General features: G+C 67.6%; 14 protein-coding genes. 3 read left to right on the forward strand and 11 right to left on the reverse strand.

The window, feature by feature from the left end; all coding sequences use genetic code 11:
* Nucleotides 1-18 precede the first annotated feature (18 nt).
* Nucleotides 19-324, reverse strand: a complete 306-nt coding sequence (locus tag EV138_RS26785) for a DUF3311 domain-containing protein (RefSeq protein ID WP_133981502.1) — start codon at nucleotides 322-324, stop codon at nucleotides 19-21.
* Between the two features lie 80 nt (nucleotides 325-404).
* Here EV138_RS26785 and EV138_RS26790 point away from each other — a divergent pair, with 80 nt between their 5' ends.
* Entirely contained in the window at nucleotides 405-1463 is a 1059-nt protein-coding gene (locus EV138_RS26790; RefSeq protein WP_133981503.1) for an endonuclease/exonuclease/phosphatase family protein, read from the forward strand.
* 9 nt (nucleotides 1464-1472) lie between these two features.
* Here the strand turns inward: EV138_RS26790 and EV138_RS26795 are convergent, their stop codons facing one another.
* A complete protein-coding gene (locus EV138_RS26795) occupies nucleotides 1473-2378 on the reverse strand; it encodes a DUF2785 domain-containing protein (RefSeq protein WP_133981504.1) in 906 nt (301 codons plus the stop codon).
* Between the two features lie 94 nt (nucleotides 2379-2472).
* On the opposite strand from EV138_RS26795, the gene EV138_RS26800 reads away from it, so the two are divergent.
* Nucleotides 2473-3948, forward strand: coding sequence for a sensor histidine kinase (locus EV138_RS26800; RefSeq protein WP_133981505.1), 1476 nt, complete (start codon nucleotides 2473-2475; stop codon nucleotides 3946-3948).
* Between the two features lie 58 nt (nucleotides 3949-4006).
* Here EV138_RS26800 and EV138_RS26805 read toward each other — a convergent pair whose 3' ends face one another.
* Nucleotides 4007-4258 carry a WhiB family transcriptional regulator gene (locus EV138_RS26805; protein WP_012922773.1) on the reverse strand — a complete coding sequence of 84 codons (252 nt, stop codon included), beginning with the start codon at nucleotides 4256-4258 and terminating at the stop codon, nucleotides 4007-4009.
* Nucleotides 4259-4725: 467 nt separating this feature from the next.
* Between EV138_RS26805 and EV138_RS26810 the strand changes: the two genes are divergently transcribed.
* On the forward strand, nucleotides 4726-5028 hold the full coding sequence (locus EV138_RS26810; RefSeq protein ID WP_133981506.1) for a hypothetical protein: 303 nt from the start codon (nucleotides 4726-4728) through the stop codon (nucleotides 5026-5028).
* On the opposite strand, the gene EV138_RS26815 is transcribed toward EV138_RS26810, so the two are convergent.
* The 8 genes from EV138_RS26815 to EV138_RS26850 are packed head-to-tail and all read right to left on the reverse strand — an operon-like array spanning nucleotide 5029 to nucleotide 11394.
* Nucleotides 5029-5823, reverse strand: a complete 795-nt coding sequence (locus EV138_RS26815; protein ID WP_133981507.1) for an RNA polymerase sigma factor SigF — start codon at nucleotides 5821-5823, stop codon at nucleotides 5029-5031. It abuts the gene before it with no gap.
* Complete coding sequence (locus EV138_RS26820; protein ID WP_133981508.1) at nucleotides 5820-6212, reverse strand: anti-sigma regulatory factor; 393 nt, start codon at nucleotides 6210-6212, stop codon at nucleotides 5820-5822. Before EV138_RS26820 ends, EV138_RS26815 begins: the two co-directional genes overlap by 4 nt.
* 40 nt (nucleotides 6213-6252) lie before the next feature.
* Entirely contained in the window at nucleotides 6253-7035 is a 783-nt protein-coding gene (locus EV138_RS26825) for an amino acid ABC transporter ATP-binding protein (protein WP_133981509.1), read from the reverse strand.
* A complete protein-coding gene (locus tag EV138_RS26830) occupies nucleotides 7035-8003 on the reverse strand; it encodes an amino acid ABC transporter permease (RefSeq protein ID WP_133981510.1) in 969 nt (322 codons plus the stop codon). Before EV138_RS26830 ends, EV138_RS26825 begins: the two co-directional genes overlap by 1 nt.
* Nucleotide 8004: 1 nt before the next feature.
* A complete protein-coding gene (locus tag EV138_RS26835; RefSeq protein WP_133981511.1) occupies nucleotides 8005-8913 on the reverse strand; it encodes an ABC transporter substrate-binding protein in 909 nt (302 codons plus the stop codon).
* Between the two features lie 56 nt (nucleotides 8914-8969).
* Nucleotides 8970-9725 (reverse strand): amino acid ABC transporter ATP-binding protein, encoded by a 756-nt coding sequence (locus tag EV138_RS26840; protein WP_133981512.1) that lies wholly within the window; start codon nucleotides 9723-9725, stop codon nucleotides 8970-8972.
* On the reverse strand, nucleotides 9725-10558 hold the full coding sequence (locus tag EV138_RS26845; protein WP_133981513.1) for an amino acid ABC transporter permease: 834 nt from the start codon (nucleotides 10556-10558) through the stop codon (nucleotides 9725-9727). The genes EV138_RS26840 and EV138_RS26845 overlap by 1 nt, the downstream gene beginning before the upstream one ends.
* Entirely contained in the window at nucleotides 10555-11394 is an 840-nt protein-coding gene (locus EV138_RS26850; RefSeq protein ID WP_133981514.1) for an ABC transporter substrate-binding protein, read from the reverse strand. Before EV138_RS26850 ends, EV138_RS26845 begins: the two co-directional genes overlap by 4 nt.
* Nucleotides 11395-11563 lie beyond the last annotated feature (169 nt).

An 11563-nucleotide genomic window follows, 5' to 3' on the forward strand; every position in this document is an offset into this window, starting at 1 on the left:
CCCAGTCGACATGAGTGTTCACTTCTCGGCCTCCTTGGCAGCAGCGGCGTCACGGCCGGCGTCGCGATCGCTTTCGGGGCCCGTGTCGAGGCCCAGAGCGGCACGTCGCCGGCGTTCCTCGCCGAGGACCAGGCGATAGGAAATGCTCACGGTGATCGCCGAGACGAACACCCACATCAGCTGGTACCAGTAGAAGAAGGGGAATCCCCACAGCCTGGGTTCGTCCTTGGCATAGGTGGAGACTAGAAGCGGTACGACGACCGACAGGGCCAGCAGGATGCCGGCGATCCAGTAAGCGGGTCTGACCGCGGCCAATTTGGACACAGCTACCTCCTCGGGACAAAAGGCGCAACGCAGGACGCTACCGTTCGCCGACACAGGACACTAGACCTTCAGGGTGGGCCATGGACTCAGATGCGGGATGGAAGTTGCGGCGGGTCGTCCTGTCGGTCCTGTTCCTGCTGGTCGTTGCCCTGCCGCTCTATCCCGAGCTGTACGGATTGGAGGCGGTCAGCCCCTTTGCGCAACTGGTCGCGTTCCGGCCGCAGGCGCTGGTTCTGGTGCTGCTCGTGGGCCTGTTGATGCTGATCCGGCGCGGCTGGCGGCTGGCCGCGGTACTGGTCTGCCTGTTGTCGCTGGCCGGGATGGGGTTGATCGCGCCGCGGGTGTTCTCCGATCCGACGCCGCCTCCGCCCGGGTCCCGGGCGCTCACGATCATGGTGGCGAACGTGCTCGGTGGAGGCGCGGACGCGAAGGAGGTGGCCCGGTTGATCAAGGAGCAGCGGCCGGACCTCGTCTCGTTGCCGGAGGCACAGGTCGACGTACGGCAGGAGATCCAGGATCACCTGGAGGGGCTGACCTACCACGGCTTCACCCAGCAGGCGAACGCGGCGGTCGAGAGTGCGACCAGTGTGCTGGTGTCGTCGACGCTCGGTGACGTCCAGTTCGATTCGGAGAAGCTCGACACCGGCAAGGTGAACTCGACCCAGCTCAAGCCGGGCGCGGGCGAACCGGGTGCGGAGACGATCGGGCCGGTGCAGCAGACCAGCACCCAGTTCGGCCACATCATCGTGACCGGCGGAACGCTGGGGAAGCTGCGGTTGATCGTGTACCACGGCTATCCGCCGCTACCGTCCGAAGTGACCACCTGGAAGCGGGATCTCGAGGTGGTGAAGGGCTGGTGCCGCCAGGACCGGCCGACGATCCTGGCCGGCGACTTCAACGCGACCAACGACCACTACGACTTCCGGCAGGCGCTCGGCGATCGCTGCCGAAGCGTGGCGCCCTCGGTGGGGGCGGGCCTTTCCGGCACCTGGCCGTCGGACCGGATCACGCTGGCCCAGACCCAGATCGACCACGTGGTGATCACCACCGGGATCAAGCCGGGCAAGTTCACGACGTACAAGATCGCCGGCACCGACCATCGCGCGGTGATCGCGCACGTCGCCGTACCGAAGAGCTGACCGCCTGTACTACGACTGGTTCGCGGCCGGCCGGTAGATGTACGGCTGGGACGAACGGACGGCCTCGGTGAGCATCAGCAACATGTCGGCCCGGGCCTCGATCGCCCGCCCGAACAGCTCGTCGTCACCCGGGATCGGGAAGCCCTTCACCCCGATCGCCAGCTGACTGAGCAGCACGTGCAGGACGCCGCGGGCGTTGAACACGTTCGGCGTCGGCCACTCCGGCAGTGTCTCGTGCATCAACGGCTGCTGGGCCGCGGTCGCCGCGATCGGCTTGAGCCAGCGCTCCAGCTCGTCGGTGGTCAGCATGTTCCGGTGCAGGATCGTCATCACCGCATGGGCGACCCGGTCGTGCTCCTCGTGGACCCAGCGATACGGGGTGTCCTTCACGATCCTGTCGGCCAGTACGTCGAGGAGCGCACGCAGTACGCCGGCGTCGCAGTGCCGGGACCTGGCCAGCGCACCGATCGCGTCGGCACCGTGCGCCACGGCATGGGCCCAGCCACAGTCGGCGACGTACCCGCGCAGGTCGCGCTCGCGCAGCAGCCAGGTGGCCAGCCGGTCGCCCCAGCGCATCACCACCTCGTCGTGCACGAGGAACTCGGCGTTGTCGCGGTGGATCACCTCCGCCAGCGTCAGCGCGGTGAACGAGCGCCGGAACACCGTGTCGGTGCCGTCCTCGCCGAGACCGTAGGCGAGACCGGCGCAGAGACCGTCACCGAAGCCGGGCAGCAGGTCGTCGTAGATGCCGCGCTCGAGCCAGGTGGCCAGCGTCGGGTAGGCCAGCGCGTCCCGGATCTGCGGGTTGGTACTGGCCAGTCCCCGGACCAGTTCCTCGGTGAGGTCGGTCAGCGCCCGGTCGCGCGGTACCGCGTAGTCCGCGGCCATCACGTCCTGCCAGTACGTCGACTCCACCGAAGCATCCTTTCACTTGGATCCGAACAATCAACACCCATCCGGGCGATCTGTCGAGCCAGGCCCTCCGACGCGAGGCACTAGGCTCGGGTCCGTGCCGTCTTTGACCGATGTGGCGCGGAACCACACCACGCTGGACTCCGCCGACCTGGACCGGCTGCAGCTGCTGGTCTCCGACTGGCAGATGCTGGCCGACCTGTCGTTCGCCGATCTGGTGCTCTGGTTGCCGGACACCGAGGGACTCGGGTTCTGGGCCGGTGCGCAGATGCGGCCGACCACCGGGCCCACGGCGTACCTGGACGACATCGTCGGCAGTTTCATCCCGCGCGACCGGCGGCCGCTGCTGGACCAGGCCTACGACGGCGGCCGGATCTGCCGCGAGGGCGATCCGGAGTGGCGCGACGACGTCCCGGTCCGGGTCGAGACCATCCCGGTCCGCCGCGGCGACCGGGTGATCGCCGTGATCGCGCGCAACACGAACCTGCTCGGCGTCCGGACCCCGTCGCGGCTGGAGATCGCCTACCTGCAGAGCGCCACCGACCTGGCCCGGATGATCACCGACGGCATCTTCCCGTACGGCGGGGAGCGGCTGCTCTCGACCACCCCACGGGTCGGGGACGGGTGTATTCGGGTCGATCGGCACGGCATGGTGACGTTCGCCAGCCCCAATGCGTTGTCCGCCTACCGCCGGATGGGGCTCGTCACCGACCTGGTCGGCAGCCGGCTCAAGGACATCACCGCCGAACTGATCAACAGCGGCCGCAAGGTCGACGACGTGCTGGCCTCGGTGGTCACCGGCCGGGCCGCCCAGGAGATCGAGATCGAGAACCCGGAGGCGACGCTGTTCCTGCGCGCGATCCCGTTGCGCGCCGAGGGCGAGCACGTGGGCGCCCTGATCCTGCTCCGGGACGTGACGGAGCTGCGCAGCCGGGAGCGGGAACTGGTCACCAAGGAGGCGACCATCCGGGAGATTCATCATCGCGTCAAGAACAACTTGCAGACGGTCGCCGCGTTACTCCGGATGCAGGCAAGGCGCATCACCGTGCCAGAGGCGCAGGCCGCCTTGTCCGAAGCGGTCCGCAGAGTGGGATCGATCGCGATCGTGCACGAGACACTGTCCGAATCCTTCGACGAGCACGTGGACTTCGACGACGTGGCCGACCGGGTGGCGGCGATGGTCGCCGACGTGTCGACCGTGGCGACGCAGGTGGTGACCCGGCGTACCGGCAGTTTCGGCGTTCTGGACTCCGAGGTGGCCACGCCGCTGGCGATGGTACTGACCGAGTTGATGCAGAACTCGGTGGAGCACGCGTTCGGCGGCCGGGAAGACGATGCGGCCGGCGAGATCGTGCTGGAGGCGCAACGATCGGTCGGGCGGCTGCGGGTCGTCGTGACCGATGACGGGCACGGACTACCAGCCGGCTTCGATTCCGAGACGTCGGGGAATCTGGGGCTGTCGATCGTGCGCACCCTGGTGATCGGCGAGCTCGACGGCGTCCTGGAGTTCGGTCCCCGCCACGACGGCGGGCATGGAACGACGGTCGTGCTCGACATCCCGGTCAAGGACTGAAAGGCCTGGAAAATCGAAAGGCCCCGCGGATCCCGCGGGGCCGTCTTCGTCGGTCGCGTCAGGCGGTGCGGATGCGAGCGCGGGCGTTGCGGCGCTTCAGAGCGCGTCGCTCGTCCTCACTCAGGCCACCCCAGACACCGTGGTCCTGGCCGGCCTCCAGTGCCCAGGCAAGGCACTGCTCTCGTACGTCGCAGCGACGGCACACCTGCTTGGCCTCCTCGATCTGCATGATCGCGGGCCCGGTGTTGCCGATGGGGAAGAACAGTTCCGGGTCCTCATCGAGGCAAACGGCCCGGTGGCGCCAATCCATGGCGGATCCCATCTCTCTCAGTAGTTTGTCTACGCTGATGGCCTGGTCTGTGCCCGATCAGCGTGCCTGTAATCGCACGGGGGTTGGTGCGAGCGTTGTGAACGTTTTCACGAACGACTCCATGTTCCCAATCCCGCGTGGACGAAACAAGGGTTCTGGACTTGTCGATCCGATCACAACACTTCCTTAACACTCCGAACCGGTGCACAGCGGTTTACCGCGTCCGGATAACGGACGAGGAAGTCTTGTTGCGATCACCCGTTCACTGCAAGTAACCGATCCAGAAGCCCTGGGGTTACGCAGAACCTCGAATCCCGGTGGGGCCGAAGTTCTCCGACCCGGATCGGTAGGCTCGGAACGTGCCGACAGATGCAACGTCACCATCCGCCCCACGTCCGCTCAAGCTAGCCGCGGCCGTGGTCGCAGCGGAAGGCCTTGTGGTCGCCGTTCTCGGAATTGTCGAAGTCTTGAAGATCGACAGTGACCGGCTCGTACTGGGTGTGACCACGGCCGCGTTCCTGATCCTGTACGGCGGGGGCCTGCTGCTGGTGGCACGTGGTCTCTACCGGACCTCCGCGTGGAGCAGGGGGCCGGCCGTCTTCGCGCAGCTGATCCAGCTGTTCATGGCCTACAGCTTCTGGGGCGGCGGCACCAAGGCGGTCTCGGTGGTGCTCGCCGTCGCGGCCGTCGGCGTACTGGCCGGCGTCTTCCAGAAGGTCTCGATGGAGGCCCTCACCGACGACCCCACCAAGGACCACCCCGTCCTTTAGCTATTCCTTCAGCAGGCCTGCTCTGAGCTCGGTGAGGGTGCGGGCGAGCAGACGGGAGACGTGCATCTGGGAGATGCCGATCTCCTCGGCGATCTGGGACTGCGTCATCCCGCGGAAGAACCGCAGCGTCAGAATCCGCTTCTCCCGGGTCTCCAGCTGGGCCAGCAGCGGTTTCAGCGACTCGCGGTACTCGACGCTCTCCAGCGCCTCGTCCTCGCCGCCGAGGCCGTCCAGGACGGTCGTGGCGTCGGCCTCGTTCTGGTCCGGGGCGTCCAGCGAGAGGGTGTTGTAGGCGTTCGCCGACTCCAGCCCCTCGATGACGAGGTCAGGTGCGAGCCCGAGCCGGTCGGACAGCTCGGCGACCGTCGGGGCGCGGCCCAGCTCCTGGGTCAGCTCGGCCGTCGCCGCGGTCAGCGACAACCGCAGCTCCTGGAGCCGGCGCGGGACCCGGATCGCCCAGCCCTTGTCCCGGAAGTACCGCTTGATCTCGCCGAGGATGGTCGGCGTCGCGTACGTCGAGAACTCGACCCCGCGATCGGAGTCGAACCGGTCCACCGCCTTGATCAGGCCGATCGTGGCCACCTGGACGAGGTCGTCGTACGGCTCGCCGCGGTTGCGGAACCGGCGGGCCAGGTGCTCGACCAGCGGCATGTGCAGCGCGACCAGGCCGTCGCGGGCCAGGATGTGCGCCGGATCGCCGGCCTTCGCCGACGCCATCGCGGCGAACAGTTCGGCGGTGCGGGTACGTAGCTCGGTTGGCTCCCGGGCGACGCCGGGAGTGCGTTCCTCGGTCACGCCTTCTCCGCCGCCGTCGCCGAGGAGGTCACCGTGATCGTCAGCCGCCCGTCGACGGTCTCGGCCGCGACGGACTCCACCAGCGCCGTCAGCACGGTCCAGCCGAAGGAGCCGGTGTCCGGCTTCCAGTCGTTCGGCACCAGGGCGGACGTGCTGACCCGCATCAGCGGCGGGTCGATCTGGAACACGCAGTCCAGGACGCCGTCGGTGGCCTGCGGGAGCAGCAGGGCGCAGGCCTCGTCGACGGCGATCCGCAGATCGTCGATCTCGTCCACGGTGAAGTTGTTCCGGGCCGCCAGGTTGCCGACCACGGACCGCGGTACGGCGATGTAGGCGCCGTCGGCGGGAATGCTGAGGCGGACCTCGGCGGGTCGTCCGGTGCTGCTCACAGTGCTGTGCCTCCCCTGGCGGACGACGATCGTCCACGACTCACAAGTTGTGCTGTTCCGACCGTAACCTGGTCAGGAAGGTCTTCGTGCGCTGGTGCTGCGGGTCGCCGATCACCTGGCTCGGCGGACCGGCCTCGACCACCACGCCGCCGTCCATGAAGACGACCGTGTCGGCGACCTCCCGGGCGAACGACATCTCGTGGGTGACCACGATCATCGTCATCCCTTCGCCGGCCAGTTCCTTGATCACGGCCAGCACCTCGCCGACCAGTTCGGGGTCGAGCGCGGACGTCGGCTCGTCGAACAGCATCAGCTTCGGCTGCATCGCCAGTGCCCGGGCGATCGCCACCCGCTGCTGCTGACCGCCGGACAACTGCGCCGGGTACGCCGTACCGCGGTCGCCGAGGCCGACCCGGTCGAGCAGCTCCTGGGCGCGGTGCCGGGCTGCCGCCCGCGACTCGCCCTTGACCTGGACCGGCGCCTCGGCCACGTTCTCCAGCGCGGTCATGTGCGGGAACAGGTTGAACCGCTGGAAGACCATCCCGATCTCGCGCCGCTGGGCCGCGATCTCCTTGTCCTTCAGCTTGTACAGCTTGCCGTTGCGCTCGGCGTACCCGATCAGGTCGCCGTCGACCCAGATCCGGCCGCCGTCGATGCCCTCGAGCTGGTTCACACACCGCAGGAAGGTGGTCTTGCCGGACCCGGACGGACCGAGCAGGCAGACCACCTGGCCGGTGTCCACCTCCAGGTCGATGCCCTTCAGCACCTCCTGGTGATGAAAGGACTTGGTGACGTTGACTGCACGTACCAACGGATCGCTCATCAGATCGTCTCCACCCCGGCCGGTTTCGGCGCGCGCCCCGGGCCGCCGCCGAAGCCGCGGCCGAACCGCCGCTCCAGGAAGTACTGGCCCACCATCAGCACACTCGTCGCGGCCAGGTAGTACAAGGTCGCGGCCACCATGATCGGGAAGGTCTTGTAGTACTGGCTGCCGATCGACTGCAGTTGGTAGAAGAGCTCGGTGATCACCGGCAGGCCGATCAGCAGCGAGGTGTCCTTCAGCATCGCGATGGTCTCGTTGCCGGTCGGCGGCACGATCACCCGCATCGCCTGCGGCAGCACCACTCGCCGCATCACCTTGCCGCGGCTCATCCCGAGCGCCTGCGCGGCCTCGGCCTGGCCGGGATCGACGCTGAGGATGCCGGCCCGGGCGATCTCGGCCATGTAGGCGGCCTCGCTCAGGCCGAGACCGATCACGCCGCCGACCAGGCCGGAGAACACCGTGTTCGCGTTGACCGTGGCGAACCGCAGGTCACCGGACAGCCCGAGCCAGTCCATGATCTTCCAGTCGAACGGTACGCCGAACGACAGGCCCTTCTGGAACAGGATTCCCAGCGCGCCCATCGTGGTCAGCAGCACGAGCCGCGGCACGCTGCGGAAGAACCAGGTGAACAGCCACGCCACCCCGGACAGCACCGGGTTGGGCGACAGCCGCATCACCGCGAACAGCACGCCGCCGCTGACGCCGACGATCATCGCCAGCGCGGTCACCAGCAGGGTGCCTTTCAGGAAGCCGTTGATGACCGGCTTCTGGTTCATCGCCTCGAAGACGAAGTGCCACTCGAAGGCCTTGTTCGTCACCAGCAGGTGGACGAACATCGCGGCCAGGACGGCGACGACGGCGATCCCCAGCCAGCGGCCCGGGTGCCGGACCGGCACGGCCTTGATCAGGCCGGGCCGGTCCGTGGTCACCGGCGCCTGGGCCGGGGTCGGCTCAGTGCTGCCGGCCATGTCAGGGGTTGACCGCGAAGGTGCTGACCGCGCCGGACTCGTTGCCCCACTTGGCCAGCGCGGCCTTGTAGCTGCCGTCCGCGGCGATCGCGGTCAGCGCCTTGGCGATCGCCTGCGCGAACTCGGTCTCCGCCTTCGGTACGACGTACCCGTACGGCGCCGCGTCGTAGATGTCGCCGAGCGCGACGACCTTGCCCTGCGACTGCTTGGCGGCGTACAGGACGACCGGGGAGTCGGCCAGCATCGCGTCGGCCTTGCCGGTCGCGACGTCGGCGGTCGCCTGGTCCTGCTTCTCCCGGACCAGCAGGTTGATCTTCGGCTTGCCGGCCGCGGTGCACTTCTGCTGCTTGACCGGGATGTCGTCCTCGAGCTGCGTGGTGCCCTTCTGGACGGCGATGTTCTTACCGCAGGCGTTGTTCGGGTCGACGCCCTTCGGGTTACCGGCGGCGGTGGCCCACTGCGTCCCGGCGTTGAAGTAGCTGACCATGTTGACCTGCTGCTTGCGCTTGGCGTTGATGGTGAACGACGAGATACCCATGTCGTACTTGCCACCCTGGACGCCGGTGATGATCGAGTCGAACGCGGACGGCTGCCAGTCCACCTTCACGCCGAACTTGGCCGCCACGGCGTCGAACACGTCGACGTCCATCCCGGCGACGGTCTTGCCGCCTTGGAGGAACTCGTTCGGCGGGTAGGTCGCATCGACGCCGACCACGATCTTCCCGGCCGCCTTGATCTTGGCCGGCAGGGCGGCGGCGAGCGCCGGGTCCACCGAGGCCGAGGCGGTCGGCGTACTGGCCGGAGCCGAGTTCGACGGCGAGCTGCCGCCGGACAGGGTGTCCGAACCGCAGCCTGCGGCCGAGAGAACCAAGACGCCGCAGATCGCCAGCGTCGTACGTAGGGGAAACATCTCTGGTCCTCCAACTCAGGGGTTTGTTGGCCCGCATCTAAACACAGCCGAACTGCTCAGGTCGGCTCGACATGAGTGGGATCGAGCACACGCTTCAAGAAGACCCGGGTGCGCTCGTGGGACGGGTTGCCGATCACCTCGGCCGGTGGGCCCTGCTCGACGATCACGCCGTCGTCCATGAAGACGACCCGGTCGGCCACCTCGCGGGCGAACGCCATCTCGTGGGTGACCACGAGCATCGTCATCCCGTCCAGGGCGAGCTTGCGCATCACCGTCAGCACGTCGCCGACCAGTTCGGGGTCGAGTGCCGAGGTCGGTTCGTCGAACAGCATCACGGCCGGGTCCATCGACAGCGCCCGGGCGATCGCGACCCGTTGCTGCTGGCCGCCCGACAACTGCGCCGGGTAGGCGGTCACCTTGTCGTTCAGCCCGACCCGGTCGAGGTTCGCCCGGGCGACCTGCTCGGCCTCGGCCGCGCTGCGCCTGAGCACCGTCGTCTGCGCGATCGTGCAGTTGGCCAGCACGTTCAGGTGCGGGAACAGGTTGAACTGCTGGAAGACCATCCCGATGTGCTTGCGGGCGTCGTCCAGGTGGCAGTCGCGGTCGGTGATGTCCTCACCACGGACGAACACCTGGCCCTCTTCGGGCTGTTCGAGCAGGTTCACGCAGCGCAGCAGCGTCGACTTGCCCGAACCCGACGGCCCGATCACGCAGACGACCTCGCCCTGGCTGACGGTGAAGTCGATCCCGCGCAGGACGTGGTTGGTGCCGAACGACTTGTTCAGGTTCTTGATCTCGATGAGCTCGGTCATCAGCGTGCCCTCGCAGCCTTGGCCTCCAGCCGGCGGACCAGCAGGCCCAGCGGCAGCGTGATGATCAGATAGCAGAAGCCCGCGGTCACCAGCGGGGTCAGGTTGGACTCGGTGTTGGCCAGGTCCCGGCCGAACCCGGTGAGCTCGAAATCGCCCGCCGACGTACCGATGATGAACACCAGGGACGAGTCCTTGACCAGCAGGATCAGGTCGTTGGCCAGCGGCGGCAGCACGATCCGGAACGCCTGCGGCAGCACGATCTTGCGGGTCGCGAGACCGAGCGGCATGCCGAGCGACCGGGCCGCCTCGAGCTGGCCCTTGGGGACCGCCTGGATGCCGGCCCGGATCACCTCGGCCATGTACGCCGCGGACACGATCCCGAGCGCGGACCAGACCGTGCCGTACGGATCGAACGGGATCACCAGGTTCGCGAACGCCAACGGCAGCAGGCTGAACGCGACGAACACCACGATCGCGGGCAGGCCGCGGAAGAACTCGATGTAGACCGTGGCGATCCACCGGTACGGGCCGACCGAGCTGAGCCGCATCAGGGCGAGCAGGGTGCCGCCGAGCAACCCGATGACGAAGGCACCGATCGTGTACTCGATCGTCTTCAGGAAGGCGGTCGGCAGCCCGCTCTCGAACGCCGACTTGATCAGCGACGGCTTGAAGAAGACGGTGGCGATCTGGCCCCAGTCCGCGGTGAACGCGGCGACCAGGACGATGACGACGAGGATCGCGTACTGGATCGCCCGCGACCGCTGAGACCGTTGCCGCGGGCTCAGCCCCGTGCGTGGTTCGGCGTCGCGCGGCTCGACGTTCGCGCTACTCACTTCTTCGGCTCAATCCCGAACCACTTCTTGTAGATCGTGTTGTAGGTCCCGTCCGACTTGGCCTTGGTCAGCAGTTCGTTGAACTTGCTGATCAGCTTCTCGCCGCTCGGGTCGCCCTTCTTCGCCGCGAAGCCGTACTTCTCACCGGTGTCGAACTCGGTCGCCACCTCGGTGTCGGGGTTGGCGGTGACGAAGTTGTACAGCGCACCGTTGTCGTTGATCGCGGCATCGACCCGGCCGGACTTCACACTGTTGGTCTGCAGCGCGAGGTCGTTGAACACGACGACCTCGAAGCCGTCCTTCTTGGCCGCCGCGGTCGCGTAGTCCTTCCCGGTGGTGTCGGCCTGCACGCCGACCTTCTTGCCCTTGAGGTCCGCGAGCGACTTGTACGGCGCGCCCTTCTTCACCAGCAGCACCTGGGAGGCGTCCATGTACGGCTCGCTGATCGCGATGGCGGCCTGGCGGCTCGGGGTGATCGTCATCGCGCCCATCCCCATGTCGCACTTCTTCGCCTGGTACGCCGCGCCGGAGGTGACCTGCGCCCACTCGATGCTGATCACTTCCTGCTCCACGCCGAGATCCTTGGCGAGCAGGTCGAGCAGGTCGACGTCGAAGCCGACGACCTTCGCGCCTTCCTTGTACTCGAAGGGCTTGTACGACAGGTGCGTGCAGGTGGTCAGCTTGCCGGGGTGGACCAGCGTGATTCCGTCGAGCTTGGCCGCGTCCCCGCCGGAGCCGTTGTCCTTCCCGCAGGCCGACACGGTGAGCGCCAGGACGGCGACCGCTACGGCGGCGAGCTTGGCTCGGCTCGGGCGGGCAGTTGTATGGGTGATCATGCAGGGCTCCTCGACTTCTCGTTCCGGAACGCCGTCCCGATCGGTGCCGGGCCGGTTGCCCGCATCCTGACACAGCAGGCAGCAGACTGGCGGCGACTAATGCCCGAAGAGACTCGATCGTCACCGTCGAGGCGTGTCGGCGGTGGCTGTGGGGGGCCTCACAGACCAG

This window comes from Kribbella voronezhensis (assembly GCF_004365175.1).
Lineage (GTDB): Bacteria > Actinomycetota > Actinomycetes > Propionibacteriales > Kribbellaceae > Kribbella > Kribbella voronezhensis.